The sequence below is a fragment of the Streptomyces carpinensis genome, from assembly GCF_002154505.1.
Classification (GTDB): domain Bacteria; phylum Actinomycetota; class Actinomycetes; order Streptomycetales; family Streptomycetaceae; genus Streptomyces; species Streptomyces carpinensis.
Map to the genome: position 1 here is coordinate 12836 of NZ_MUBM01000095.1, position 26308 is coordinate 39143.

Below are 26308 nucleotides of genomic sequence, written 5' to 3' on the forward strand. Positions count from 1 at the left end.
CGTTCACGACCGCAACGGCGACGCCGTCGACAACCGTGGCTTTGCGGCCGCCGTCCCCAACGTGTTCAAGAATCAGCGTGCGCAGCTCCTGTAGAAGCTCCATCATCAACCTCCGAAGACGAAGTTCCGCAAAGGGCTAGGCGCCCAAGCGTGCCGACGGGTTGTGATCGTCGCTGTGGGCTTCTTCGAATGTCGGAAGTTGTTCTTCCGCCCAGATGGTCTTGCCGTGGGATTGGTGGCGCGTGCCCCAGCGCCTGGTGAGCTGAGCGACGATGAACAGTCCCCGGCCGCTTTCGTCGAAGGTACGGGCTCGCCGCAGATGCGGGGAGGTGCTGCTGCCGTCGGAGACTTCGCACGTCAATCCTGCACCGTGGAGGATCAGGCGGAGTCGGACAGGAGGGTGAGCGTGGCGGATGCGTTGGTGACGAGCTCACTGGCGATGAGCTCCATGGTGGGTGCGGCGTGTTCAAGTCCCCAACGCCGCCAGCTTCCCTGAGATGTGCTTGCGAGCTTGCGAGACGGCCGCAAGATCGGCTGAGAGCTCCCACGTCCCTACATTTCTGCTGTCGCCCGCTGCGTCTCCTGCCCGGTGCCGGTCCGGAAGGCGGCGCCCTCAAGGCGTGGCCGGGCGCGACCGGGCGCCGGGGCGCCCGGTCGCTCACGTCGCCTCGGCCCCGGTGGGCAGGGGCGGTTCCGTCTCCATGCGCCGCGCCTCCTCGTCGGTGAACATCCGGGAGCGGATCAGGAAGCGGACGCCCTCGGGGGCTTCGAGGGAGAACCCGCTGCCCCGGCCGGGGACGACATCGACGGTGAGGTGGGTGTGCGACCAGTAGGCGTACTGGTCGGCGCTCATCCAGAACGGCGTGTCGCCGGCCAGGTGGCCGAGCAGGACGTCGGAGGCGCCCACCCTGAACTCGCCGCGTGGATAGCACATGGGTGCGCTGCCGTCGCAGCAGCCACCGGACTGGTGGAACATCACCGGTCCGTGCCGGGCCGCCAGTCGCCGCACCAGGTCCTCGGCGGCCGGCGTCAGTTCCACGCGCCTGGTGCGGGAGCCCATCAGAAGAACCCGAGCTTCTGCGGCGCGTAGCTGACCAGGAGGTTCTTGGTCTGCTGGTAGTGGTCGAGCATCATCTTGTGGGTCTCGCGGCCGATGCCGGACTTCTTGTAGCCGCCGAAGGCCGCGTGCGCCGGGTAGGCGTGGTAGCAGTTGGTCCACACCCGGCCGGCCTTGATCTCGCGGCCGAGGCGGTAGGCGGTGTTGCCGTCGCGGGTCCACACGCCGGCGCCGAGGCCGTACAGCGTGTCGTTGGCGATCTTCAGTGCCTCGTCGACCGAGTCGAACGTCGTCACCGACACGACCGGCCCGAAGATCTCCTCCTGGAAGATGCGCATGTCGTTGGTGCCGCGGAAGATGGTCGGCTCGATGTAGTAGCCGCCCTCCAGGCCGGGCACGGCGCGCCGGCCGCCGCCGGTGAGGAGTTCGGCGCCCTCCTTCTTGCCGATGTCGATGTAGGAGAGGATCTTCTCGTACTGGTCGTTGCTGGCCTGGGCGCCGATCATGGTCGCCGGGTCCAGCGGGTCGCCGCTGACGATGGCCTTGGTGCGCTCGACGCAGCGGGCCATGAACTCGTCGTAGATCGACGAGTGGATCAGGGCGCGCGAGGGGCAGGTGCACACCTCGCCCTGGTTGAGGGCGAACATCACGAACCCCTCGACCGCCTTGTCCAGGAACTCGTCGTCGGCGGCCATGACGTCGGGCAGGAAGATGTTCGGGCTCTTGCCGCCGAGTTCCAGCGTGACGGGGATGATGTTCTCGCTGGCGTACTGCATGATCAGGCGGCCGGTGGTGGTCTCGCCAGTGAAGGCGATCTTGGCGATGCGCGGGTTGGAGGCGAGCGGTTTGCCCGCCTCGACGCCGAAGCCGTTGACGACGTTGACCACGCCCGGCGGCAGCAGGTCGGCGATCAGCTCCATCACGTACAGCAGGCTCACCGGGGTCTGTTCGGCCGGCTTGATGACCACGCAGTTGCCCGCGGCCAGCGCAGGTGCCAGCTTCCAAGCGGCCATGAGGATCGGGAAGTTCCACGGGATGATCTGGCCGACCACGCCCAGCGGCTCGTGGAAGTGGTAGGCGACCGTGTCGGCGTCGATCTGGGCGATGCTGCCCTCCTGCGCCCGTACGACGCCCGCGAAGTAGCGGAAATGGTCGACGGCCAGCGGGATGTCGGCGGCCAGCGTCTCCCGCACCGGCTTGCCGTTCTCCCAGCTCTCGGCGACGGCGATCTTCTCGAGGTTCTGCTCCAGCCGATCGGCGATCCTGTTCAGGACGTTCGCCCGCTCCGTCGTGGACGCACGGCCCCAGGCGGGCGCCGCGGCGTGGGCGGCGTCCAGGGCCAGTTCGATGTCCGCGGAGGTGGAGCGGGCGACCTCGCAGAAGGTCTTGCCCGTCACCGGGGTCGGGTTCTCGAAGTACCGTCCCTCCACGGGGGCGACCCAGTCGCCACCGATGAAGTTGTCGTAGCGGCGGGCGAAGCTGACGATGCTGCCGTCCGTTCCCGGCTGCGCGTACACCATGGCGGCTCTCCTCGGTGGGATGGCGAGTGCGGTCCGACGGCGCACGCCGTCGTGACGCGGCTCAGCCTGGTCCCGGAAGGTTGGTGTCAGGTTGGCGCGGGGCGGCCTCGGCCCGGCCGGCGAGGCGGTGGCAGGGGCGGCGCCCGAGCGGTGGCCGGCCGGCTCCGGAAGGGACGGCGCCGTCCGGCCGCCGTCAGTCGCGCAGGGCCGTGCTCAGCCGGCCGGCCGCGATCGCGCGGCGTGGGTCGCCCGGACCGAGCAGGCGCAGCGCGTGTTCGTGCACCTGAGCGTCGTAGGGGGCCCGCGCGCCGTAGCGCAGGGCGTGTTCGGGAAGGGCGCTCGCCAGCACCGCCTCCCGCACGGCCACTTCCAGGTGGGTGCGCCACTCCTCGATGCCGGGTGCCTCGGAGCGGGGCAGCAGCGGACCGCGGTACAGGCGCAGCGCGGTCTCGGTGTCTCCCCGGTGCAGGGCGCGCAGCACGTGGGCGGCGTCGCAGGACACGGGTGTGGTCAGGGCGTAGCGCCGGGTGGCGATGCCGCCGCCGAGGGCCCGGCGGAGGTGGGAGATCTCCGCCTTGAAGGTGGAGGCCGTGACGGGCCGGTCGCCGTACAGGGCCTCGCGCAGTCGTGGCGGTGAGAAGCCGTCCGGTTCCAGGGCGAGCAGGGTGAGGATCTCCAGCTGCCGGGGCCGCAGGGAGAGGGTCCGGTCCCCGCGCTCGGCCCGCTCTGCGCCCAGGCAGTGCACCCGCACCCTGCTCTCGGTGTCCGGGGCGCGGCGGGGCAGTTGGGTGCCGAGGCGGGCCTCGATGGCCGACACCAGGGAACGCACGGTGGACATGGCCAGGGGGTGCGAGCGGTCCCAGGTGGTGGACAGGTCCAGCACGCCGAGAACCTCTCCGTCCGGGGCGTGGATGGGCGCGCAGTAGCAGACCCAGCCGTGCAGGGCACTCACGAGGTGCTCGGCGGAGAAGACGGTGTGCGGTCGGCCGGTGCGCAGGGCGAGGGAGAGCGCGTTGGTGCCCATGGCCTGCTCGTCCCATCGCCCGCCGGGCGCGAAGTTGACGCGCTCGGCCCGTCGGCGCATGGTCGTGCCGCCGCACGTCCACAGGATCGTGCCGGACTCGTCGGTGAGCGCGGTGACGAACCCGGCGTCCTCGGCGATGCTGTGCAGTTCGCCGGCCAGGTCGTCGACCGGCCGGCGCAGCGGCGAGGCGGTCCAGCGCTGGTGCACGGTGCCGCCGTCGGTGACGGGGGCGCTGTCCCGGCCGGGGTCCACGCTGGTCAGCGAGCGCATCCAGGACTCGGCGACCTCGTGGCGCAGTGCGTCGGCACCGTTCGGTCCGGCACCCGCGGCTCTCAGCCGCGGTACCCAGCGGGACCATTCGCTCTCCAGTGTGGCCCGGCGTCGCGCGAGGTCACTGCGCTGTGACATCTGCCTCCCCTGCCGTCGTACGGGGCCCGGACCGCGGGCCCGGCTCGGTCCTCGGTCCTCGGTCCTCGGTCCTCGGTCCTCGGTCCGACGACAGTGTTATCGACCAGGCGGGCGGCAAAATCAAGGCCGCGGCGGCGTTCGGAGCTGACCGGCGGGACGACCGGACGAATGCCGCCCGGCGGAACCGGGGCCGCGGCCTGCGGTCCGCCGGTCCGCCCATCTCCGGGTCTCCTGGTCCGCCGGCCAGCCGGTCTCCCGGTCCGCCGATCTCCCGGCCTCCCGGCCTGCCGGTCCGCTGATCCGCCGGTCTCCCGATCGGCCGGTCCGCCAACCTGCCCATCCCCCGTCTCCGGGTATCCCGGTCCGCCGGTCTCCCGACCTGCCCGTCTCCGAGTCTCCCGGTCCGCCGGTCCCCTGATCCGCCGGTGCCCCGGTCGGCCCATCCCCCCGTCTCCGGGTCTCCCGGTCGGCCGGTCGGCCACTCGGCGTAAACCACTCCCCGTGCCGCCCGGCGCCTACGCCACCGCCGCCTCCTCCCCCTCGGCGATCCCCGTCAGTCCGTGGTGCCTCTGCTGCTCGAACTGTGTGCGGTGCAGCTCCGCGTACCGGCCGCCGGCCGCCAGGAGTTCGTCGTGGGTGCCGCGTTCGACGATCAGGCCCGCCTCGACGACCAGGATGAGATCCGCGGCGCGCACCGTGGACAGCCGGTGGGCGATCACCACCGCGGTGCGGCCCTCCAGGGCCTCGGTCAGAGCCTCCTGGACGGCGGCCTCGGAGGTGTTGTCGAGGTGGGCGGTGGCCTCGTCGAGGATGACCACCCGCTGACGGGCCAGCAGCAGCCGGGCGATGGTCATGCGCTGGCGTTCCCCGCCGGAGAGCCGGTACCCGCGTTCACCGACGACGGTGTCCAGGCCGTCGGGCAGGGAGTGGACGAGATCGTCGAGGCGGGCCCGGCACAGGGCGTCCCACAGCTCCTCGTCGGTCGCCGCGGGGCGGGCCAGCAGGAGGTTGGCGCGGACGGAGTCGTGGAAGAGGTGGCCGTCCTGGGTGACCATGCCGAGGGTGGCCCGCAGGGAGGTGGCGCTCAGGTCGCGCACGTCGACGCCGCCGATACGCACGGCACCCTCGTCGACGTCGTACAGGCGCGGGAGCAGCTGCGCGATCGTGGACTTGCCGGCGCCGGAGGAGCCGACCAGGGCGACGGTCTGTCCGGGTTCGGCGCGGAAGGAGATGCCGTGCAGGACCTCGGCGCCGCCGCGGGTGTCGAGGCTCGCCACCTCCTCCAGTGAGGCGAGGGAGACCTTGTCGGCGGAGGGATAGCCGAAACGGACGCCGTCGAACTCCACCGCGACCGGGCCGTCCGGCACCTCGCGGGCGTCCGGCTTCTCCTCGATCAGCGGCTTCAGGTCGAGCACCTCGAAGACCCGCTCGAAGCTGACCAGGGCGCTCATCACCTCCACGCGCGCCCCGGCGAGCGCGGTGAGCGGCGCGTACAGCCGGGTGAGCAGCAGCGCGAGCGAGACGACGGCGCCCGGCTCCAGGGTGCCGCGCAGGGCGAACCAGCCGCCGAGGCCGTAGACCAGGGCGAGGGCCAGCGAGGACACCAGGGTCAGCGCGGTGATGAAGGCCGACTGCGCGGTCGCCGTGCGGATGCCGATGTCCCGCACCCGGACGGCGCGGGCAGCGAACTCCGCTGACTCCTCCTCGGGGCGGCCGAAGAGCTTGACGAGGGTGGCGCCGGGGGCCGAGAACCGTTCCGTCATCCGGGTGCCCATCGCCGCGTTGAGCGTGGCCGCCTCCCGCTGCATGCGGGCCATCCGGCTGCCCATGCGCCGGGCGGGCACCACGAACACCGGCAGCAGGACCAGCGCGAGCAGCGTGATCTGCCAGGACAGGGTGAGCATCACGACGAGGGTGAGCAGCAGCGTGACGATGTTGCTCACCACCCCGGACAGGGTGTTGCTGAACGCGCGCTGGGCGCCGATCACGTCGTTGTTGAGCCGGGACACCAGGGCACCGGTGCGGGTTCGGGTGAAGAACGCGACCGGCATGCGCTGCACATGGTCGAAGACGGCCGTCCGCAGATCGAGGATGAGCCCTTCGCCGAGCGTCGCCGACAGGCGTCTGCCGAGGATGCCGAGCGCACCCTCGGCCACCGCGATCAGCGCGATGAGCAGGGCCAGGCGTACGACGGTGCCCTGGTCGCCCCGGGACACGATCGCGTCGACGACGCGCCCGGCGAGCACGGGGGTGGCGACGGCGAGCAGTGCGGTCACCACCCCGAGGGCGACGAACTGTGCGATACGGCGGCGGTGGGGGCGGGCGAACGCCCCGATGCGGCGCAGCGTCGCGCGGGCGAACGGACGGCGCTCCTGCTGGGCGGACATGACGCTGTGCAGCTGCGTCCAGGCGGTGGTCTCCATGCTCATGGAAGCCAACCTAGGACCTCAAGCAACGTTGAGGTCAACGGGAGCGAACGGCTGAACCCGGGGGGCGCCTCATCCCGGCGTGTTCCGCCTCCGCACACCCATGGACAGGCCCGGTAAACCGGCCTCTCTCATGGTCGCGCCCGAGTCCGGGCCGCGTCATTCCCCGATCAACTCCCTTGCTCTACTTTTCACGGGCGGCGCGAGGCGCCTTCGACTCGGGCCCCTGGTCGCCGACGGGCGGCCACGAGCGCGCCCGCACCCTGCTCGCGGTCGCCGATCTCATCGAGCGGGACGCCGAGGAGATCGCGTACCGCGAGACCGTCGACATGCGCAAGCCGATCATCTTCGCCGGGCAGGAGGTGCCGTTCGTCGCGATGGCCTACCGCTACTTCGCGGGCCTGGCCAGGCAACCGGGCGGCGCGACCCGGCCGACCGCGACGGCGACGTTCACCTACACGCTGCGGGAGCCGGTCGGCGTGGTGAGTGCCGGCCCGGTCACGCGCCTGCACGGCCGGGGCGGTCGCTGCTGCGGCTGCTTCGGTCACTCCTGTATGGCCGCACAGGTCCGGGCGAGGACTCTCGCGACGGGACCGGTCGGGCCGGACTGCCGCAAGTCCGGACAGCGACTGTGCGAACTTCGCGAGCGGGTAGTCTGCCTCTCCCGTCGAAGGGGACACCGCCTCTCCCGTCGATGACGACGTCGGGAAGAAGCCGAGGAGAAAGGGCTCTTCACCATGCCGGTGCGCGTCGAACGCCAGGGGTGTGTCACCACGGTCGTGCTGTCCCGGCCCGAGGCCCGCAACGCGGTGGACGGTCCGACCGCCGCTGAACTCGCCACCGCGTTCCGGGAGTTCGAGGCCGACCAGGAGGCCAGGGTGGCCGTCCTGTGGGGGGAGGGCGGCACGTTCTGCGCGGGCGCGGACCTGAAGGCGATCGGCACCGACCGGGGCAACCGGGTCGCCGAGGCCGGCGACGGCCCGATGGGCCCGACCCGGATGCGGCTGTCGAAGCCGGTGATCGCGGCGGTCGCCGGGCACGCCGTGGCCGGCGGGCTGGAGCTGGCGCTGTGGTGCGATCTGCGGGTGGTGGAGGAGGACGCCGTGTTCGGGGTGTTCTGCCGGCGGTGGGGCGTGCCGCTGATCGACGGCGGCACGGTCCGGCTGCCCCGGCTGATCGGCACCGGCCGCGCGCTGGACATGATCCTGACGGGGCGGCCGGTCCCGGCCCGGGAGGCGTACGACATGGGGCTGGCCAACCGGGTCGTCCCCACCGGCCGGGCTCGCGCCGAGGCGGAGGAACTGGCCGCCTCCATCGCCCGGTTCCCGCAGGGGTGCCTGCGCTCCGACCGGGCCTCGGTGCTCGACCAGGAGGGGCTGGAGGAAGAGGCGGCCATGCGGGGCGAGCTCCTGCACGGCATGGGCGTGCTGTCCGACAGCCTGGAGGGTGCGGCACGCTTCGCCGCGGGGGCGGGACGGCACGGCGAACTCCCGGAGGGCTGAGTCGCTCCCGGCCCATCCGCCGGCTACATGGACCGGGACCGCTTCTCGGATCGGCCCGGTGGGGCCGGCGTGCCGTCACCTCGGCACAGTCGAGTCCTGCCGCCTCCGTTCGGCGTGCTCGCCGTCCTGGGCGGGCCGACGGTCCCACCCGGCTTCGGGATGCGCACCGTCCGGCCGGCAGCGCTCCCGACACGATCCTCTGGTCGTGTGCGGGTCACAGCCGGCCGACGCCATGCCCGGTACCCGAGCGCCGGCGGCACCGCGACGCCTGGGCCGGTGGAGCAGGCAGGTCGGCCGGGCGGCGGTGGTGTGTGGGGGGACAGGTCACCGTGCTGTTCTGCCTGCCGCAGTCATCGCCGGTGACAGTCGACACGATGAACCACGCGTCCGTGGCGCTCACCGTCGTACTGGTCCTCGCCGGCGTGTGGCGGTACGTCGCCCGGCGTTCGTACGGCACGCCCGCCGCCGCCTACGGCACCGAACGACCGGGCGGAACCGGCCGAGGGCATCATCTGACGGACCGCCACCGCACGAACTGCCGTACGAAATACGGCAGGATGAGCGATCGCGCCGGACGGCGGTTCCCCGGAACCGAGGTCCCGGCCGGCGCGCTGGCACATCCCGTAATCGAGCAGGTGACAACGTGACGCAACTTCACATCCGGCCGTCGGCGGCCCCGTGCGCCGCAGTACGTCTTTCCGGAGGTGACCGATGATGAACCGCGCCGTGACCCTGGACGATCTCATCCTCGCCGGCATCGCCGTGGCCGCGGGCCTGGCGGCGGCGTTCCTGTCGCGCACGCTGCTGCGCTGGCTGGCCAAGCACGCCAAGCGGACCCGCTGGAGCGGTGACGACGTCATCGTGGACGCGCTGCGCACGGTGGTGCCGTGGGCGGCGATCGCGGGCGGTGCGGCGTCCGCGGCGGCGGTGCTGCCCCTGACCCGTACGGTGCAGCACCACGTGAACCAGATCCTGACCGTGCTGCTCATCTTCGTGGCCACCCTCTCCGCGGCCCGGGTGATCGCCGGACTGGTGCGGACGGTGACGCAGTCGCGCTCCGGGGTCGCCGGATCGGCCACGATCTTCGTCAACATCACCCGGATCCTGGTGCTGGCGATCGGCTTCCTGGTGGTGCTGCAGACGCTCGGCATCTCCATCGCGCCGCTGCTCACCGCACTGGGGGTGGGCGGCCTCGCGGTCGCCCTCGCCCTGCAGGACACTCTCGCCAACCTCTTCGCCGGCGTCCACATCCTCGCCTCCAAGACCGTCCAGCCCGGCGACTACATCCGGCTGAGCACCGGCGAGGAGGGTTATGTGGAGGACATCAACTGGCGGCAGACCACGGTCCGCCAGCTCTCCAACAACCTGGTGGTCATCCCCAACGGGCAGCTCGCCAAGACGAACATGACCAACTTCACCCGGCCGGAGCAACGGCTGACGGTCCTGGTGCAGGTGGGGGTCGGCTACGACAGCGATCTCGAGCACGTCGAGCGGGTGACCATGGAGGTCGTCGCCGAGGTGATGACCGGGATCAGCGGCGCCCTGCCGGAGCACGAGCCCGCCATCCGCTTCCACACCTTCGGCGACTCCCGGATCGGCTTCACGGTCATCCTCGGCGTGGGCGAGTTCAGCGACCAGTACCGGATCAAGCACGAGTTCATCAAGCGCCTGCACAAGCGCTACCGCCAGGAGGGCATCTCCATCCCGGCACCGACCCGCACGGTGGCCCTCCAGCCGGGTCCGGTCGTGATCCCGCAGCAGCGAAGCGGCGACGGGGCGGGGACGGGCACGACGGCCTTCGGGTAGGGCCTCCCGTTCGGATCACACCGGGTACCGTCCCTCCGGCGGGCCCGGACCGCCCGCGGCGGTCCTATGCTCGAAGGCGGCATGACGACTCCCGACCCGTACCCCACGCCGTCCGGCCCGGCCGCCCGCTCGCTCGACCAGCGGCTGGACGCGATCGCGCGGCATCCGTTCCGCGCGAAGTTCCACCTGAGCGGGCGGGACCGGGTCACCGCGGAGCTACGGGGTCCCGCCACCTTGCGGTGGCACGCCCGGGACCTCGTCGCCCGGCGGCTGGCCCCGGCCGCGCCGTACAAGGACGGCAAGCAGACGCCGTACCGGGGCCACCCCGTCTTCGTCGCCCAGCACGCGACCGCGACCTGCTGCCGCGGCTGCCTGCAGAAGTGGCACGGCATTCCCAAGGGGCGGGAGCTGAGCCGGGCCGAGCTCGCCTACGTGGTGGACGTGATCTGCCGCTGGATCGAGCGCGAGGTGGCCGGCGGCTGAGCCGGTGTGTTGGGAGGTCGTGCCGCCGCGTCGGCGAGACCAGCTCCGGACCCCTGTCGAGCCGGGGCCGCTCACGAGATATCTTGATGTCGAGCAATGTTGCAGACGTGGAGCGGAGCACCCGGTGACTGACTCGACCATCATCTACACACACACTGACGAGGCCCCGGCCCTGGCGACGTATTCCTTCCTGCCGGTGGTCCGGGCGTACGCCTCGCAGGCGGGTGTGGCTGTGGAGACCCGTGACATCTCGCTGGCCGGGCGCATCATCGCCGTGTTCCCGGAGTACCTGAACGAGGACCAGCGGATCCCCGACGCGCTGTCGGAGCTGGGCGAGCTGGCCAAGACGCCCGAGGCCAACATCATCAAGCTGCCGAACATCTCGGCGTCCATCCCGCAGCTGAAGGCCGCCGTCGCCGAGCTGCAGGGCCAGGGCTACGCGCTGCCGGACTACCCGGACGACCCCAAGACCGACGAGGAGCGCGAGATTCGCGCCCGCTACGACAAGGTCAAGGGCTCCGCGGTGAACCCGGTCCTGCGCGAGGGCAACTCCGACCGCCGCGCCCCGGCCTCGGTGAAGAACTACGCCAAGACCCACCCGCACCGCATGGGCGCCTGGACCTCCGAGTCCAGGACGAACGTGGCGACCATGGGTGTCGACGACTTCCGCTCCACCGAGAAGTCCGCCGTCATCGCCGAGGACGGCGCCCTGCGCATCGAGCTGATCGGCGACGACGGCTCCACCACGGTGCTGCGCGAGTCGGTCCCGGTCCAGGCCGGTGAGGTCGTCGACGCCTCCGTGATGCGCGTCGCCGCGCTGCGCGAGTTCCTCACCGCGCAGGTCGCCCGCGCCAAGCAGGAGGGTGTGCTGTTCTCCGTGCACCTGAAGGCCACGATGATGAAGGTCTCCGACCCGATCATCTTCGGTCACGTGGTGCGCGCCTTCTTCCCGAAGACGTTCGCGAAGTACGCCGAGACGTTCGCCGCGGCCGGCCTGACCCCGAACGACGGTCTGGGCGGCATCTTCAAGGGCCTGGAGAGCCTGCCGAACGGCGAGGAGATCAAGGCCTCCTTCGACGCCGAGCTCGCCGAGGGCCCGGAGCTGGCCATGGTCGACTCCGACAAGGGCATCACCAACCTGCACGTCCCCTCCGACGTGATCGTCGACGCCTCCATGCCGGCCATGATCCGCACCTCCGGCCACATGTGGGGCCCGGACGGCCAGGAGCACGACACCCTCGCGGTCCTGCCCGACTCCAGCTACGCGGGCGTCTACCAGGCCGTGATCGACGACTGCCGTGCCAACGGCGCCTACGACCCGTCGACCATGGGCTCGGTGCCGAACGTCGGCCTGATGGCGCAGAAGGCCGAGGAGTACGGCAGCCACGACAAGACCTTCGAGATCCCGGTCACCGGCACGGTCCGCCTCGTCGACCAGGCCGGCAACGCGGTGATCGAGCAGGCCGTCTCGGCCGGTGACATCTTCCGCGCCTGCCAGACCAAGGACGCCCCGATCAAGGACTGGGTGAAGCTGGCCGTCACCCGCGCCCGCGCCACCGGCGACCCGGCCGTCTTCTGGCTGGACTCCACCCGCGCCCACGACGCCAACCTGATCGCCAAGGTCGAGCAGTACCTGCCGGAGCACGACACCGAGGGTCTGGACATCAGGATCCTGTCCCCGGAGGAGGCCACCAAGCTGTCGGTGGAGCGCATCCGCCGCGGCGAGAACACCATCTCCGTCACCGGCAACGTGCTGCGCGACTACCTGACCGACCTGTTCCCGATCCTGGAGCTGGGCACCAGCGCCAAGATGCTGTCGGTGGTCCCGCTGATGGCGGGCGGCGGCCTGTTCGAGACCGGCGCCGGCGGCTCCGCGCCCAAGCACGTCCAGCAGCTGGTCAAGGAGAACTACCTGCGCTGGGACTCCCTCGGCGAGTTCTTCGCCCTGGTGCCGTCCCTGGAGCAGTACGCCGAGGCCACCGGCAACGCCCGCGCCAAGGTCCTCGCCGACGCCCTGGACCGCGCCACGGCGACCTTCCTCAACGAGGACAAGTCCCCGACCCGTCGCGTCGGCGGCATCGACAACCGCGGCAGCCACTTCTACCTGTCCCTGTACTGGGCGCAGGAGCTGGCCGGCCAGACGGACGACGCCGACCTGGCCAAGGCCTTCGCGCCGCTCGCCGAGACGCTCGCCGCCAACGAGCGGAAGATCGTCGAGGAGCTGATCGCCGTCCAGGGCAAGCCGGCCGAGATCGGCGGCTACTACCAGCCCGACCCGGCCAAGGCCGCCGAGGTCATGCGCCCGTCGGCCACCTGGAACGAGGCCCTGGCGTCCCTGAGCTGACCCGGGTGAGCGCCCGGGCCTGACGGCCCCGCTCCGCGCGGCTCCGCCCCGACCGGCCCACCGCCGGCCGGGGCGGAGCCGCTCTCACGTACGCACCACCAAGACGACCCCTGACAACGCCCCGGGAGCAGCCCGTGCCCGACTCCGGCACCGCGCCGTCCTTCGAACTCCTGCCCGGTGCCGTCGGCTCGCCGGTGATCCTGCACGTGCCGCACTCGGCGCGGGCGATACCGCCCGACGTCCGGGCGGACATCGTGCTGGACGACGCGGCACTGGAGCAGGAGCTGGACCACATCACCGACGCCCACACCGCGCGGATCGCCGAGGTGGCCGCGGGCCTGGCCGCCGTCAGGCCGTTCCGGTTCGTCAACCGGCTCTCCCGGCTCGTCGTGGACCCGGAGCGGTTCCCGGACGAGCGCGAGGAGATGCTATCCGCCGGCATGGGCGCGGTGTACACGCGCACCACGCACCGGGAGGTGCTGCGTCGCGCGGGCACCGACCCGGAGCCGCTGCTCGCCCGCTACTTCCGCCCGTACGCGCGGGCCATGACCGAGGCCGTCGCCGACCGCCTCGCCGCCACCGGACGGGCCGTCATCGTCGACGTGCACTCCTACCCCACCGCCGCACTGCCCTACGAACTGCACGGCGAGGGCCCCCGGCCGCCGGTGTGCATCGGCACCGACGCCTTCCACACCCCTGACGAGCAGGCACGGCTCGCCCGGGAGGCGTTCGCGGCGTGCGGGGGGACCGGACTCGACAGCCCGTTCGCCGGAACCTACGTGCCGCTGGACTTCTACGGCCGTGACGCACGCGTCGCCGCCCTGATGGTCGAGATCCGCCGGGACACGTACATGACAGAGCCGGGCGGGCCCGCGGGCCCCGGTCTCGACCGGCTCGCCAAGGCGCTGGCCGCCCTGGTCGACGGACTGAGCGGCTGACCTCCGGCTGGAGCACTCCCGCGCGACAACGGGCCGGGGCACGGTGAGGGTTGACGTATGACGCAGGAGATCACCACTCCCCCGGCCGCCGGGGTGACGCCGTCCTCGCCCGCCCGGGTGACGCCGTCGCCCGTCGAGCGGCCGGCCCCGCCCCCCGCCGAGCGGCCGGCGCCGCCGCCGGTACGGGACTGGCCCGCGCTCGACCTGGAGGGCACGGAGTTCGACCCCGTGCTCACCGAGCTGATGCGCGAGGGCCCGATCACCCGTATCCGGTTGCCGCACGGCGACGGGTGGGCGTGGCTGGCCACCCGCCACGACGACGTGAAGCTGATCACGAACGATCCGCGGTTCAGCCGCACGGAGGTCACCCGGCGCCGGGTCACCCGGATGGCCCCGCACTTCCAGCCGCGCCCCGGCTCGCTCGCCTGGGCCGACCAGCCCGACCACAACCGGCTGCGCAAGCCGGTCGCCGGTGCGTTCACGGTCGGCGCCATGAAGCGGCTGCGGCCCCGGGCGCAGGAGCTGCTGGACGAGCTGGTGGACGGCATGCTGCGGGACGGGCCGCCCGCGGACCTGGTCGAGCGGGTGCTGGAGCCGTTCCCGATCGCGGTGGTCGCCGAGGTGATGGGGGTGCCCGCGGCCGACCGGGAGCAGGTGCACACCTGGACCCGGCAGATCATCTCCACGTCCGGCGGGGCCGAGGCCGCCGACCGGGCCAAGGAGGGGATGTACGGGTGGATCACCGCGACGATCCGCGCCCGCCGGGACGGCACCGCCCAGGACGTGCTGTCCCTGCTCGGTGCGGCGGTGGGCCGCGGTGACATCGGCGAGGAGGAGGCGGTGGGCCTGGCCGGCCCGCTGCAGATCGGCGGGGAGGCCGTCACCCACAACTGCGGCCAGATGCTGTACCTGCTGCTGACCCGGCCGGAGCTGATGGCGCGGATGCGGCAGCGGCCCGCGGAGCGCGGCCCCGTCCTGGACGAGCTGCTGCGGTACATCCCGCACCGCAGCAGCGTGGGCCTGGCCCGGATCGCGCTGGAGGACGTCGAGCTGAGCGGGGTGCGCATCGCCGCGGGCGAGCCCGTCTACGTCTCCTACCTGGCCGCCAACCGCGACCCGGCCGTCTTCCTGGACCCGGACGTGATCGACCCCGACCGCGACCCCAACCCCCACCTGGCCTTCGGCAACGGCCCGCACTACTGCACGGGCGCCGTTCTCGCCCGGCTGCAGACCGAGCTGCTGATCGACACGCTGCTGGACCGGCTGCCGGGTCTGCGGCTCGCGGTCCCGCCGGGCCAGGTCGCCTGGCGCCGCAGGACGATGATCCGCGGTCCGCAGACCCTTCCGGTCACCTGGTGAGGACGGCGGGCCGGGTCAGGCCCGCAGCCACTCGGTGACCACCACGTGCCCGCCCGTGCGCAGCCGCAGCGCGAACGGGCCGGTGGGCGGGGCATCGCCGGTGAAGCGGCCCAGGTCGTCGGCCGTGAGCCGGGCGCCGGGCCCAGGGCCCCTCAGCACCTCGATCCGGGCCGGCTGCGGCGGCATCACCTGCCCCATCAGGCCGTCCCCGGAGACCTCCACGTCCACGGTCAGCTCGCCGGCCTGGAAGGTCAGCATCCGCGGCACGTCCACGGCGCCCCTGACCGGGAGCGCGTCGAGCAGCGAGTCGAAGGTCAGCTCGGCGACACGGGCGTCCAGGTCGTGCAGCGCGTAGGCCTCGACGGCCAGTTGGCACAGGACGTCCGGTACCGGGTCCAGGACGGCGGCGGCCCGGCGCAGCTCGTCCTCCAGCACTCCCCCGTCGAACCCGCCGGCGCCGTCGGCGCCGCCGCCGTGGTCGTCCCCGAGGATGTGGTCGTCGTCGTTCACGATGTCCCCCGTGCGTCGAGTCGTGCGCGCAGGCGCCGCAGACAGCGCTGGCGCAGAGGTCCGATGCTGCCCACGGCGACTCCCAGCGCGGCGGACACCTCCTGGTAGCTGGGCGGCGGCGAGGCCATCAGCACCCGCAGCAACTGACGGCAGCGGTCACCGAGTCGCTCGAACTCCTGCCACAGCCGCCGGATCCGCTCGCTCTGCGCGGCGGCCTCCTCGGAGTCCAGCAGCGACTGCTCCGGCGAGCCGTCCTCGCTGATCCGGTCCAGCAGCTGCGGATCGTCGGTCACCGTCAGCCGGCTCAGGCTCCTGAGCGTCTTCAGGCACTCGTGGCGCGCGGTGCTCGCCAGCCACGATCCGGCCTTGTCGGGCTCCCTGATCCGCCCCAGGTGCTGGGCGAAGCGGAACCAGACGGTCTGGTACACCTCGTGCCCGTCGGCGTCGGAGAGCCGGTGCGCGCGCACGACCGACCACACCAGCGGGCTCAGCCCCTCCACCAACGCCTTCCAGGCCGACGCGTCGCCGTCGACGGCGGACTGGACGAGCACGCCGACATCTGCACGATCCACGAACTCACCCCTCGTGTACGGCACATCATCGTACGCCGTGGAAGGGAGGGTTCCGGAGCCGGTCACGATCATCGTGGTCCTCATGCCGGCGGTGCGAGGCGCAGGACGGGCACGGGGCGCCAGGTGGGCGGGAGCAGCGCCGGTACGTGCGCCCCGCGCACCTCCGCGTACCCGGTGTTGGCCTCCAGGAGTTGGCGGCGGGCCGCGCGCGGGTTGCGCTCCTTGTGCGCCGTCATGTGGGCGGCGACCATGCCGGCGGCCACGGGGGTGGCGAACGAGGTTCCGCTCCAGTGCGCGTACCCCTCGAACATCACCTGGTCCGCCTTGCCTCCGCCGCTCTCGCCTGCCTCGCTCAGCAGCCCCGTGTGGCGCGGGTACTGGCAGGTGCAGGCGTACTGGAAGCCGAACCGGCAGGCGTCGTAGGTGGAGTGCTGGTAGACGTACGGCACCGGGGCCCCGAAGCCGGTGAGGGCGCTGGTGAGCCGCTCGCCGGGGGCGTAGGCCCGCACCCAGGCGCCGTGGTTGCTGAAGCAGGCGCCGAACTCGCCGTCGCCGCGCAGGGCGCCGACGGACAGCACGGAGTCGGCGTAGTCGGGCAGGCCGGCATAGGCGGCGGGCCAGAACGGGGTGGCGCTGGCGTTGTTGCCGGCGGCGGCGACGAGCAGGGTGCCCCGCTCGCGCAGTTCGCGCATGAAGGCGTCCACGCCGAGCAGTCCGTCGGTGCGGCCGTTGGAGGTGCCGGCGGAGAGACTGATGATGTCGGGCCAGCCGTTCTCGTCGACGGCCTCGAAGAGCTTGTGCCCGAATTCGGACTCCAGGACGGCGCCGGCGTCGCTGAGGGTGCCGCGGACCGTGATGTCGGTGTTCGGGGCGACGGCGGCGACGAGTGCGGCGATGAACGTGCCGTGGCCGACGTACTGCTGGAGCACGCCCTGGTCGTCCGTCTCGCGCTCCTGTTCGTCGCCCTGGGTGTGGCCGAGCAGCGGCACGGCGCGGTAGTCGTGCGTGAGGCCGGTGTCGATGACGAGGACGCCGACGGCGGTGTCCGCGTCGTAGGCGGTCCCGGCGGGCGCGGGGTTGGTGCCCTGGGTGAGCGGGGCTGGCACCGGCTCGTCGCCGGGACAGGCGTTCACCGCGACGGACACCACGTGGTTGCGGCTGACCAGCCGCCGCCCGGCCCGTCCCTCGTGCTCGCGCAGTGCGCGCAGGGCGTGCGCGACGGCACGGTCGCCGCTGCGGTCGCCGTGTCCGGGGTCGCCGACCTGGATCCGGGTGACGCCCGTGCGGTTGGTCTCCGGGCTCGCGCGGCGCACGTGGTCGGTGGTCAGGCCGGTCGTGCCGGCGAAGTGCGTGCGCACGGTGTCCTCGACCAGCCGGGCCTCCTCGCCGTCGCGGGCGAGGACGACACCCTTCTCGTAGAAGAACTCGGCCGAGTCGTCCGGGCCCATCGCCAGGGGGACGTCGGGCATCGAGCGCTGGACCTGGTCGAACTGCTCATGGAATCGCTGTGGTGCCATGGCGTGGGTGTCCTCCCCTTGGGGCGATGGTCGTACAGTCAGAGCCGCCGGGCCCTCGATTGATACAGCGTCGACACCCGTGACGCGGTTTCGGCGTCACTTCGGTGCCACTACCATCCGGTGGGTGACAGCGGGAAGCGAATCGGTGCTGGAACTGCTGCCGATGGTGTTCGCTGCCCCGGGCGAGGCGCTGGCACGGGCGCACGCGCTGCTGGACGCCGGTCCGTCGCCGCTGCACGCCTCGGTGGCGCACCAGGTGATCGGCATCTGGCAGCGGGACTTCGGCGACATGCGGCCGGCCCTGCGGCATCTGCGGCGGGCACGCGATCTGGCGGCGCGGGCGGGCTCGGCCGACCGGGAGGCCGACGTACTGGCCACGCTCGGGGTCGCGCTGGTGCACGCGGGACGCACCCGGGAAGGCCTCACAGCGTTCGACGAGGGTGTGGCGCGCGGAACGGGGCACACCCGGGCCCGGGTCCGGTACCGGCGGGCGTACGTGTGGTGGGTGCTGGGCCGGCACCGTCAGGCCCTGGAGGACGTACGCCGGGCCGTTCCCGTGCTGCGGCAGGCCGACGACGTGATCTGGACGGCGCGGGCGCTGACGTTGCGGGCCACGGTGCACCTGGCACTGGGTGCGGTGGAACGGGCCGACGCCGACTTCACTGCGGCGGAGGCGCTGTGGGACACCACCGGCCAGGAGCACGACAAGGCCGACGCGGTGGAGAGCCGCGGCCTGGCGGCGTTCCGCCGGGGTGACATACCGGCGGCGCTGCGACTGCTGGACGAGGCCGAGGAGCGGTACGCCAAGCTCGGCACACCCACGTTCATGCTGAACATCCGGCGCTGCGAGGTGCTGATGGCGGCCGGGCTGGCCCCGGAGGCGCTGGCCGAGGCGGACGCGGCGATCGCCGAACTCGACCGGCTGGGCGGCCAGTCGACCCGCAAGGCCGAGCTGCTGCTGGCGGCGGCGCGCGCGGCGCGGCTGGCGGACGACCCGCACACGGCGATGGCGCGGGCCGCGGTGGCCGTGCGGCTGTTCGCCGGACAGCGGCGCGCCTGGTGGGAGACGCATGCCCGGCTGGTGCTGATCGAGGCGCGGGTCGCCGTCGGACGCCGCTCCGCCCGGCTCGTCGCGGACGCCGCCGCGGTGGCCGAACGGCTGGCCGCCTTCGGCTCCCCGGCCGCGCCGGAGGCGTCGCTGCTGGCGGGCCGGATCGCGCTGACCCTGGGCCGGCCGGCGGAGGCGGAGCGCCATCTGGCCGCCGCCGCGCGCAGTCGGCACGGCGGGCCGCCGCTGGCGCGGATGACCGGATGGGCCGCGCAGGCTCTGCGGGCACGGGCTGCGGGCTCGGGCCGCGGAGTGCTGGAAGCCTGCCGGCGCGGGCTCGACGTGCTGGACGACCACCGGATGACGCTCGGTGCCTCCGAGTTGCGTGCCCGGGCCACCGCGCAGGGCGCCGAACTGGCCGCACTGGCCCAGGAGTCGGCCCTCGCCTCGGGGCAGCCGCGGCGGCTGCTGATGTGGAGCGAACGCTGGCGGGCCACCGTGCTGTCCGCGCCGCCCACCCGGCCGCCCGCCGACCCGGCGCTGCTCAGCGGCCTGACCGCGTTCCGGGAGATCGCCGCCCGTGCGGAGGAGGCCCGTCAGGACGGCCATCCGGTTCCGGCGCTGGAACGGGAACAGCGTCGCCTGGAACGGGAGATCCGCTCCCGCACCCTGCATCTGCGCGGTGCGGCCCCGGGCGGCGGCGACCGCTTCGAGCCGGGCCGGCTGCTGGAGCGGCTCGGGGACGCGCGGCTGGTCGAACTGGCCGTGCTGGACGGCCGGGTGCACGTGCTGCTGTGCGCCGAGGGGCGGGTGCGGCGCTTCGAGGCGGGGCGGCTCGCGGACGCGGTGGTCGAGGCCGATCACGTGCAGGCGGGGCTGCGGCGGCTCGCCCATCCGGGCGCGGCGGCCCGGCTGCCGCTGGTGGAGGCGGCCGGGCGGCGCCTCCAGGAGCTGCTGCTCGGTCCGGCCGCCGGGTACCTGGGCACGGGACCCGTCGTGGTGGTACCGCCGGGCTCGCTGCACCGGGTGCCGTGGGCGCTGCTGCCGGCGCTGCGGGAACGGGTGCTGAGTGTGTCGCCGTCGGCGAGCAGCTGGCTGCGCGCCCGGGAGACCGAACCGCCGCCCCGGTCACGCCAGGTGCTGGTGCGCGGCCCCGGGCTGGCGACCGGCGGCGCGGAGGTGCCGGAGCTGGCCCGCCGGTACGGTGCGCCGACCGTGCTGGAGGGGGCCGAAGCACATGTGTCGCGTGTGCTGCGGGAGCTGGACGGGGCCGCGCTCGCGCACATCGCCGCGCACGGTGCCTTCCGCGCGGACAGTCCCCTGTTCTCGTCGCTGACGATGGCGGACGGCCCGATCGTGGTGCACGACTTCGAACGCCTGGACCGCAGCCCGTACCGGATCATCCTCTCCTGCTGCGACACCGCGCGGCTCGCCTCCGTCGGAGCCGACGAGCTCCTCGGCCTGGTCACCGCGCTGCTGCCGCTGGGGACGGCCGGGGTGGTGGCGTGCAGCGCGCCCGTCAACGACGAGGCGGTGGTGCCGTTGATGCTCGCGCTGCACAAGGCGCTCGGCGCCGGCCTGTCCCTGGCCGAGGCCCTGCGCGACGCGCGGGCCGCTCTGCCGGGCGACGCGACGCACCAGGCCACGGGGTGGGCGTTCTCGGCGTTCGGTGCGGCGTGAGACCGGGCCCCGGCCTTCAACCCGGCGCGAGACCGGCCCCGGGGCAGCGGACCGGGCGGTCATAGCGGCCGGGCCGCCGCCCCTGGCGCCCACCGGTCGGGCCACCCGGTCCAGCAGGTCCCGACAGGGCCGGGGTACGCGCCCCCTGGCAGCGGCGGCGCGGGACTCGCTGCTCACGGCAGCAGGGATCGGGCGAAGACGACCATGGGGCGGCCGGGGCCGTTGTAGTCGTCCACGACGCGGGCGTCGAAGCCGAGGCTGCGGTGGAAGGCGATGGAGCCCTCGTTGGTGACCGAGGTGATGGCCTTCAGACGAACGGCGCCCCGGGCTCGGGCGGCCTCGGTGAACGCCGTCCACAGGCGGCGGCCGAGGCCGGTGCCGCGGGCGTCGTCGCGGGTGGCGATGAGGTGGACGTATCCCGTGCGGTCCGGGGTCACGAAGCCGATGAGGTAGCCGCGGATGCCGTCCTCCGCGCGGGCGACCCGGCACGTCGAGCCGAACTGCTGCACCAGGACCGGCTGGTGGAGCGCCCGGAGGTCGCGGTCGCCCCAGAAGCGGGAGTGGTCCCGCAGGACCTGGTCGAGATCGGTGACGGTGGCGGGGAGGACGGCGAGCGGCATGCGTCCGATCATGGCAGAGGACCGTAACGGGCCGCCGCGCGGCGTGCGGCATCGGCCGATTGCCGCCGGATGTCGGCTCGTTCGAGAACCCCCGCGTCCGGTCCGAAGCCGAGCAGCCGCCGTCTCGCAGCGAGCGGTGAGTCGAAGTGCGGCACCAGCCCGTGCCGGCCGCGTTCCGGGTCCGGGCGGGTGGCGGCCGTCGTGTCGCCGAGGATCTCGGGCAGCACGGCGAGCGCGGCGTCGATGAGCTGTACGGTGACCGGGAGCTGGCCGAGGCTCGCCTCAAACTCCGCGGTCCAGCGCGCCCAGAAACCGGCCAGCCCGAAATCGCCTTCGTACGGTCCCGCCCCTCCGCGGGCAGCGAGGCCGGGCGCTTCCGCCGCGCCTGCGCGAGCGCGTCGCCCAGCCTGACCCGTTCCAGTGGGCCGCCCGCCGGAGACGGCCCGCAGGTGGAGCAGCAGGGACAGCGGCCGGTCGGCTCTCATCGGGCGGTCACGTCCTTTCCGCACCCGCTCGACCGGAAGGAGTGATTCCGACCGCCCGCCCCGGGTCGGTTCACCTGCGGTGCCACTCCTCGGCCAGCAGCTCGTAGGAGCGCACCCGGTCCGCGTGGTCGTGGGTGATGGTGGTGATGAGCAACTCGTCGGCTCCAGTGGCCTCCTGGAGCTGCTCCAGTTGGGCGGCGACCCGGCCGGGAGAGCCCACGAACTGGGTGTCGACGCGGTCCTGGACCAACGCCCGGTCCTCGTCGCTCCAGGTGTGGGCGCGGGCCTCCTCCGGCGTCGGGAACTGGATCGCGCCCTCGGCCGTGCGGATGCTGCGCACCCACAGGCCGTAGCCGGTGGCCAGTTCGCGTGCCGTCTCGTCGTCCTCGGCGACGACCACGTCCGCGGAGACGCTGACGTGCGGCTTGTCGAGGAACTCCGACGGCTGGAAGTACGACCGGTAGCCCTCCACCGCGTCCAGGACCGTGGCGGGGCTGACGTGGTAGTTCGCCGCGAAGCGCAGGCCCCGGGCGCCCGCGACCTCGGCGCTGGTGCCGCCGCTGCTGCCCAGGATCCACACCTCGACGTCGGCGCCCTCGCCCGGCACGACGTGCGCCTGCACGCCCTCAGGGGAGCGGTAGGTGCCGGCCAGCAGGGCGAGGATGTCGTCGATCTGCTCGGCGTAGTCCTGCGACTCGGCGCCCGGCAGCGTGAGCAGCTTGCGCTGCAGGGCGATCCGGGGTGAGCCGAGGATGCGCTCGAAGGAGAAGGGGGGCGGGATCAGCAGGCCGTTCGGGGCCCGGCCGTCGACGACCGGGGTGGCGGTCGGCGGCGCGGCCGCCTTCCCGGCCGGCGGGCGGCCTCCCGAGCGGCCGAGGCCGAGGTCGAGGCGGCCGGGGTGCAGTGCGTCGATCAGGCCGAATTCCTCCACCGTGGACAGCGCGGTGCGGTGGCCGAGTTGGACGGCCCCGGAGCCGAGACGGATCGTCGAGGTCGCGGCGGCTGTCAGGGCGAGGACGACCGCCGGGGAGGTACCGGCGACGCCCGGGTTGAGGTGGTGTTCGGCGAACCAGTAGCGGGCGTAGCCGAGGCGTTCGGCCTGCTGGGCCAGGTCCATGGAGTTGCGCAGGGCGTCGCCCGCCGTGGACCCGGACGGTATCGGGGCCAGGTCGAGGACGCCGAGGGGGATGTCGGAGGACATGATGGGCTCCTCAGCGGTCGAGGGGAGTGGGTGCGGATACGGGCGCCGGCTTCGCGAACACCGGGCCCCAGTCGAACGGCGGATCCGGGATCTCGCGGCGCAGCACGGGCGCTACCTCGCTCTGGAACAGCTCCAGCGAGTCCCGGTGCCGGGTGTCGGTGAGCCCGCTCGCGTCGGCCTGCACGTGCAGTACGGTGTGGCCGAACTGCTCGTGGTAGCGGTGCACCTTCTCCAGCACCTGCTGCGGGCTGCCGATCAGCGCGGAGCTGCGCTCGACGAAGTCCTCCAGGGTCTCGAAGACCACCGGCAGGCCCGCCCTCCGCTGGAACGCCAGGTTGCTCTCGAAGATCGGGCGGTAGGCGGCGAGCGCCTCCTGCGTCGTACGGGCCACGTAGGTGCCCGCCGAGCCGGCGCCGACCGCGACGTCGGCCGGGTCGTGGCCGTGGTGCTCCCAGCGTTCGCGGTAGTAGCGGATCAACCGCGCGTACGGCTCGATGGGGTTGGTGACGTTCGCCGAGAACAGCGGGTCGCCGTAGCGGGCGGCGAGGTCGACGCTCTCCTTGCTGGTGGCGCTGCCGTGCCAGACCCGGATCGGCTGCTGATAGGGCCGCGGCCAGACCTCGGCGTCCTTCAGCGGCGGACGGAAGCGGGTGTCGGCGGTCACCCTGTCCTGCCGCCAGATCTGCCGGAACACCTCGTAGCTCTCGGCGTTGCGGTCCCACTGGTCCTCGGGTGTGACGTGGAACAGCTCGCGCTGGGCGGCGCCGTTGCCCTTGCCGATGATCAGCTCCAGCCGTCCGCCCGCCAGATGGTCCAGCGTGGCGTAGTCCTCGTAGGCGCGCACGGGGTCCAGCAGGCTGAGGGTGGTGACGGCGGTGAACAGCCGGATGCGCCGGGTGAGGGCGGCGATGTGGCTGAGCACGACCGTCGGGGAGGAGGAGATGAACGGCCGCTCGTGCCGCTCCCCCACGCCGAACCCGTCGAAGCCCAGCTCCTCGGCGAGCAGCGCGTTGTCGAGGACCTCGCGGAAGCGGTCCTGTGTCGGCTTCCAGACGCCCGTGACCGGGTCCGGGCGGTGCACGATCAGGGTGATGGCGAGGAACTTCACGACGCCACCCGCTCCTCGCGCACCTCGTCCGGGTGCGTGAGGCCGAGGTGGTCGCGCAGGGTGGTGCCCTTGTAGTCGGCGCGGAAGACGCCCTGTTCCTGAAGGAGGGGGACCACCCGGTCGGCGAAGGGGTCGAGGCCGCCCGGGGTGATGTGCGGGACCAGGATGAAGCCGTCGGACGCGTCGGCCTGCACGAAGTCGTTGATGGTCTTCGCGACGGTCGCCGGGGAGCCGACGAAGGTCTGCCGGTTGCCGGTGTTGATCACCAGGTCGCGGATGGACCAGTTGTTCGCGGCGGCGAGCTCGCGCCACTCGCGGGCGACGGCCAACGGGTCACGGTACATGCGCACCTGGGCGCGGCCCTTGGAGATGTGCTCGTCGCTGACGTCCGGGTCGATGTCGGGCAGCGGCCCCTCCGGGTCGTACGCGGACAGGTCGCGGTTCCAGACGAACTCCAGGTGCTTGATGGCGGTCGCGCCGCTGACCTGCTGCCGGCGCACCTGGCGGGCCAGCTCGGCCGCCTCGGCGTCGGTGTCGCCGAGGACGAAGGTGGCGGCGGGCAGGATCAGCAGCTGGTCGTGCCGGCGGCCGTACTTGGCCAGGCGGGCCTTGACGTCGGTGTAGAAGGTTTGGCCCTCCTTCAGGGTGGAGTAGCGGCTGAAGATGGCGTCGGCACTGGACGCGGCGAACTCCCGGCCCTCCTCGGAGTCGCCGGCCTGGAAGATCACCGGTCGGCCCTGCGGCGAGCGCGGCACGTTGAACTGTCCGTGGATGTCGAAGTGCCGGCCCTGGTGGACGAAGGCGCCGGCCTTGGCGTCGCGCAGGAAGGTGCCTGTGGCCTGGTCGGCGACGATCTCGTCCCCCTGCCAGGAGTCGAAGAGTTCGTTCGCCGTGGCGAGGAACTCCTTGGCGCGCGAGTAGCGCTCCTCCTGCGGCAGGAAGCCGCCGCGGCGGAAGTTCTCGCCGGTGAAGGCGTCCCAGGAGGTGACGACGTTCCACGCGGAGCGGCCGCCGGAGAGGTGGTCGAGGCTGGCGAACTGGCGGGCGACCTCGTAGGGCTCGTTGAAGGTGGAGTTGATGGTGCCGGTCAGTCCGAGGCGGTCGGTGACGGCGGCCAGCGCGGCGAGGACGGTGAAGGTGTCGGGGCGGCCGACGACGTCCAGGTCGTAGATCTTCCCGCCCTGTTCGCGCAGCCGGAGTCCCTCGGCGAGGAAGAGGAAGTCGAACTTGGCGCGTTCGGCGGTCTGCGCGAAGCGGACGAAGGAGTCGAACTCGATGTGGCTGCCGGCAGCCGGGTCGCTCCAGACGGTGGTGTTGTTCACTCCCGGGAAGTGGGCGGCCAGGTGGATCTGCTTCTGCGGTTTGCTCATGGTCGTGGGTCCCTCCGGCTCAGGCGGCGGCGTAACGGTTGGCGGGGCGGGCGAGCCCGAGCAGTCCGCGCAGGGAGTCGGCCTCGTAGGCACGCCGGAAGGCGCCGCGGCGCTGGAGTTCGGGGACCAGGCCCTGGGTGATCGCCGGCAGGTCGTGCCCGAGGACGGCGGGGCGGAGCCGGAAGCCGGTCAGTCCGCCGGCCTGCAACTCCTGGAGCAGATCGGCGAGCTGGCCGGGCGTGCCGGTGAAGACGCGGGCGTCGCTGGTGTACGGCTCACCGGAGAGCTCGTCGAGGCGTTCCCGGCGGGCCGCCGCGGCGGAGGCGTCGTCGTCGAGGAAGACGACGAGGTCGCCGAAGACGTGCAGGGGCTCGTCGGCGCGGCCGGCCGCCTCCTGCTCGGCGCGGATCTCGGCGACGATCGCGCGGGCCTGGTCGGTGTCGTGCGGGGTGACGTACCCGATGTCGGCCTGGCGGGCCACCAGCCGGTACGGCACGGTCTGGTGGGCGAGGGCGCTGACGATCGGCCGGCCCTGCGGCGGGCGGGGCGTGATGGACGGGCCCTTGACGCTGAAGAACCTGCCCTCGAAGTCGATGTAGTGCAGCTTGTCGCGGTCGATGAAGCGGCCGGTGGCCACGTCCCGGATCTCCGCGTCGTCCTCCCAGCTGTCCCACAGCCGCCGGACCACCTCGACGTATTCCGCGGCCTCGTCGAAGAGTTCGGTGACCCGCTCCTGTCCGGCCGGGGTCCGGAGTTCCTCCAGGCTCAGCGGGGCGAAGGTGCGGCGGCCGAAGTGGTCGGCCTCGTGCGGGCGGGCGGTGAGCTGCACCCGCAGGCCCGCGCGGCCGGTGCTCACATAGTCGAGGGTGGCGATCGCCTTGGAGATGTGGAACGGCTCGGTGTGGGTGGCGATCACGGTCGGCACCAGGCCGATGTGCTGGGTGAGCGGCGCGATCCGGGACGCGATCAGTACGGCGTCCAGGCGTCCGCGGACCTGGTCGGTGCGGCCGTCCGGCTCGCCGTAGTGGGAGGACTGCAGGCCGAGACCGTCCTCGATGGTCACGAGGTCGAGCAGGCCGCGTTCGGCCTCGGCGACCAGGTCGGCCCAGTATCGGGCGGTGAACAGGTCCTTGGACCGGGACACCGGCTCCCGCCAGGAGGCAGGGTGCCAGCCGGTGCCGTCCAGGGCGACGGCGAGGTGCAGGGAGTCAGAGACGGATGAGGACACGGGAGGGGTGCCTTCCTTCAGGTCCGTACGGGATCGCCTGCCCACGGCACAGGGGTGGGCGGCGGCGCAGCAGGGGTTCCACCGGGCGGCGCCGGAACGGGT

At 72.7% G+C, this 26308-nt stretch carries 21 protein-coding genes and 2 pseudogenes; 9 read left to right on the forward strand and 14 right to left on the reverse strand.

What is annotated here, in order from left to right:
* Positions 1-136: 136 nt before the first annotated feature.
* The 5 genes and pseudogenes from BZY54_RS53200 to BZY54_RS14255 all read right to left on the reverse strand — a co-directional run.
* Positions 137-568: pseudogene (locus BZY54_RS53200) on the reverse strand (ATP-binding protein); the annotation flags it as partial.
* Between the two features lie 90 nt (positions 569-658).
* The gene (locus tag BZY54_RS14240; RefSeq protein WP_086725547.1) at positions 659-1060 is read right to left on the reverse strand and encodes a DUF779 domain-containing protein; all 402 of its coding nucleotides are present in this window, start codon (positions 1058-1060) and stop codon (positions 659-661) included.
* Entirely contained in the window at positions 1060-2577 is a 1518-nt protein-coding gene (adh, locus tag BZY54_RS14245) for an aldehyde dehydrogenase (protein WP_086725548.1), read from the reverse strand. The genes BZY54_RS14240 and adh overlap by 1 nt, the downstream gene beginning before the upstream one ends.
* A gap of 193 nt (positions 2578-2770) precedes the next feature.
* Complete coding sequence (locus tag BZY54_RS14250; protein WP_086725549.1) at positions 2771-4009, reverse strand: GAF domain-containing protein; 1239 nt, start codon at positions 4007-4009, stop codon at positions 2771-2773.
* Between the two features lie 515 nt (positions 4010-4524).
* A complete protein-coding gene (locus tag BZY54_RS14255; RefSeq protein WP_208640650.1) occupies positions 4525-6432 on the reverse strand; it encodes an ABC transporter ATP-binding protein in 1908 nt (635 codons plus the stop codon).
* A 182-nt stretch (positions 6433-6614) separates the two neighbouring features.
* Between BZY54_RS14255 and BZY54_RS14260 the strand changes: the two genes are divergently transcribed.
* The 8 genes and pseudogenes from BZY54_RS14260 to BZY54_RS14295 all read left to right on the forward strand — a co-directional run bounded on the left by BZY54_RS14260 (position 6615) and on the right by BZY54_RS14295 (position 14867).
* A complete protein-coding gene (locus BZY54_RS14260; RefSeq protein WP_158103867.1) occupies positions 6615-7133 on the forward strand; it encodes an aldehyde dehydrogenase family protein in 519 nt (172 codons plus the stop codon).
* Positions 7134-7172: 39 nt separating this feature from the next.
* The gene (locus BZY54_RS14265) at positions 7173-7937 is read left to right on the forward strand and encodes a crotonase/enoyl-CoA hydratase family protein (protein WP_086725552.1); all 765 of its coding nucleotides are present in this window, start codon (positions 7173-7175) and stop codon (positions 7935-7937) included.
* Between the two features lie 205 nt (positions 7938-8142).
* Positions 8143-8453: pseudogene (locus BZY54_RS14270) on the forward strand (amino acid permease); the annotation flags it as partial.
* Between the two features lie 198 nt (positions 8454-8651).
* Positions 8652-9743, forward strand: coding sequence for a mechanosensitive ion channel family protein (locus tag BZY54_RS14275; protein WP_086725576.1), 1092 nt, complete (start codon positions 8652-8654; stop codon positions 9741-9743).
* An 81-nt stretch (positions 9744-9824) separates the two neighbouring features.
* The gene (locus tag BZY54_RS14280) at positions 9825-10226 is read left to right on the forward strand and encodes a DUF4186 domain-containing protein (RefSeq protein ID WP_086725577.1); all 402 of its coding nucleotides are present in this window, start codon (positions 9825-9827) and stop codon (positions 10224-10226) included.
* A gap of 124 nt (positions 10227-10350) precedes the next feature.
* Positions 10351-12570, forward strand: a complete 2220-nt coding sequence (locus BZY54_RS14285) for an NADP-dependent isocitrate dehydrogenase (RefSeq protein ID WP_086725553.1) — start codon at positions 10351-10353, stop codon at positions 12568-12570.
* Positions 12571-12704: 134 nt separating this feature from the next.
* Positions 12705-13508: an N-formylglutamate amidohydrolase gene (locus BZY54_RS14290; protein WP_086725554.1), complete on the forward strand. Its 804-nt coding sequence runs from the start codon at positions 12705-12707 to the stop codon at positions 13506-13508.
* Positions 13509-13565: 57 nt separating this feature from the next.
* The gene (locus BZY54_RS14295) at positions 13566-14867 is read left to right on the forward strand and encodes a cytochrome P450 (protein ID WP_086725555.1); all 1302 of its coding nucleotides are present in this window, start codon (positions 13566-13568) and stop codon (positions 14865-14867) included.
* A gap of 15 nt (positions 14868-14882) precedes the next feature.
* Here BZY54_RS14295 and BZY54_RS14300 read toward each other — a convergent pair whose 3' ends face one another.
* The 3 genes from BZY54_RS14300 to BZY54_RS14310 all read right to left on the reverse strand — a co-directional run bounded on the left by BZY54_RS14300 (position 14883) and on the right by BZY54_RS14310 (position 17466).
* Positions 14883-15377 carry a hypothetical protein gene (locus BZY54_RS14300; RefSeq protein ID WP_425276279.1) on the reverse strand — a complete coding sequence of 165 codons (495 nt, stop codon included), beginning with the start codon at positions 15375-15377 and terminating at the stop codon, positions 14883-14885.
* Entirely contained in the window at positions 15374-15949 is a 576-nt protein-coding gene (locus BZY54_RS14305; protein ID WP_086725579.1) for an RNA polymerase sigma factor, read from the reverse strand. The genes BZY54_RS14300 and BZY54_RS14305 overlap by 4 nt, the downstream gene beginning before the upstream one ends.
* An 80-nt stretch (positions 15950-16029) precedes the next feature.
* Positions 16030-17466 carry a S8/S53 family peptidase gene (locus tag BZY54_RS14310; protein ID WP_086725556.1) on the reverse strand — a complete coding sequence of 479 codons (1437 nt, stop codon included), beginning with the start codon at positions 17464-17466 and terminating at the stop codon, positions 16030-16032.
* Between the two features lie 163 nt (positions 17467-17629).
* On the opposite strand from BZY54_RS14310, the gene BZY54_RS14315 reads away from it, so the two are divergent.
* The gene (locus tag BZY54_RS14315) at positions 17630-20194 is read left to right on the forward strand and encodes a CHAT domain-containing protein (protein ID WP_244217159.1); all 2565 of its coding nucleotides are present in this window, start codon (positions 17630-17632) and stop codon (positions 20192-20194) included.
* A 173-nt stretch (positions 20195-20367) separates the two neighbouring features.
* Here the strand turns inward: BZY54_RS14315 and BZY54_RS14320 are convergent, their stop codons facing one another.
* The 6 genes from BZY54_RS14320 to BZY54_RS14345 all read right to left on the reverse strand — a co-directional run bounded on the left by BZY54_RS14320 (position 20368) and on the right by BZY54_RS14345 (position 26206).
* Positions 20368-20826, reverse strand: a complete 459-nt coding sequence (locus BZY54_RS14320) for a GNAT family N-acetyltransferase (protein ID WP_086725558.1) — start codon at positions 20824-20826, stop codon at positions 20368-20370.
* A complete protein-coding gene (locus BZY54_RS14325; protein WP_086725559.1) occupies positions 20823-21299 on the reverse strand; it encodes a WYL domain-containing protein in 477 nt (158 codons plus the stop codon). The genes BZY54_RS14320 and BZY54_RS14325 overlap by 4 nt, the downstream gene beginning before the upstream one ends.
* Positions 21300-21369: 70 nt before the next feature.
* A complete protein-coding gene (locus BZY54_RS14330) occupies positions 21370-22500 on the reverse strand; it encodes an MsnO8 family LLM class oxidoreductase (protein WP_086725560.1) in 1131 nt (376 codons plus the stop codon).
* Positions 22501-22510: 10 nt separating this feature from the next.
* Entirely contained in the window at positions 22511-23608 is a 1098-nt protein-coding gene (locus BZY54_RS14335) for an LLM class flavin-dependent oxidoreductase (RefSeq protein WP_086725561.1), read from the reverse strand.
* Complete coding sequence (locus tag BZY54_RS14340) at positions 23605-24978, reverse strand: NtaA/DmoA family FMN-dependent monooxygenase (RefSeq protein WP_086725562.1); 1374 nt, start codon at positions 24976-24978, stop codon at positions 23605-23607. Before BZY54_RS14340 ends, BZY54_RS14335 begins: the two co-directional genes overlap by 4 nt.
* Positions 24979-24997: 19 nt before the next feature.
* Positions 24998-26206, reverse strand: coding sequence for an LLM class flavin-dependent oxidoreductase (locus tag BZY54_RS14345; protein WP_086725563.1), 1209 nt, complete (start codon positions 26204-26206; stop codon positions 24998-25000).
* Positions 26207-26308: the final 102 nt, after the last annotated feature.

Coding starts and splice junctions, on each gene's coding strand:
- BZY54_RS14240 (WP_086725547.1), bottom strand. CDS start 1,060: ATGGGCTCCCGCACCAGGCGCGTGGAACTGACGCCGGCCGCCGAGGAC.
- adh (WP_086725548.1), bottom strand. CDS start 2,577: ATGGTGTACGCGCAGCCGGGAACGGACGGCAGCATCGTCAGCTTCGCC.
- BZY54_RS14250 (WP_086725549.1), bottom strand. CDS start 4,009: ATGTCACAGCGCAGTGACCTCGCGCGACGCCGGGCCACACTGGAGAGC.
- BZY54_RS14255 (WP_208640650.1), bottom strand. CDS start 6,432: ATGGAGACCACCGCCTGGACGCAGCTGCACAGCGTCATGTCCGCCCAG.
- BZY54_RS14265 (WP_086725552.1), top strand. CDS start 7,173: ATGCCGGTGCGCGTCGAACGCCAGGGGTGTGTCACCACGGTCGTGCTG.
- BZY54_RS14275 (WP_086725576.1), top strand. CDS start 8,652: ATGAACCGCGCCGTGACCCTGGACGATCTCATCCTCGCCGGCATCGCC.
- BZY54_RS14280 (WP_086725577.1), top strand. CDS start 9,825: ATGACGACTCCCGACCCGTACCCCACGCCGTCCGGCCCGGCCGCCCGC.
- BZY54_RS14295 (WP_086725555.1), top strand. CDS start 13,566: ATGACGCAGGAGATCACCACTCCCCCGGCCGCCGGGGTGACGCCGTCC.
- BZY54_RS14310 (WP_086725556.1), bottom strand. CDS start 17,466: ATGGCACCACAGCGATTCCATGAGCAGTTCGACCAGGTCCAGCGCTCG.
- BZY54_RS14315 (WP_244217159.1), top strand. CDS start 17,630: ATGGTGTTCGCTGCCCCGGGCGAGGCGCTGGCACGGGCGCACGCGCTG.
- BZY54_RS14320 (WP_086725558.1), bottom strand. CDS start 20,826: ATGATCGGACGCATGCCGCTCGCCGTCCTCCCCGCCACCGTCACCGAT.
- BZY54_RS14325 (WP_086725559.1), bottom strand. CDS start 21,299: ATGAGAGCCGACCGGCCGCTGTCCCTGCTGCTCCACCTGCGGGCCGTC.
- BZY54_RS14330 (WP_086725560.1), bottom strand. CDS start 22,500: ATGTCCTCCGACATCCCCCTCGGCGTCCTCGACCTGGCCCCGATACCG.
- BZY54_RS14340 (WP_086725562.1), bottom strand. CDS start 24,978: ATGAGCAAACCGCAGAAGCAGATCCACCTGGCCGCCCACTTCCCGGGA.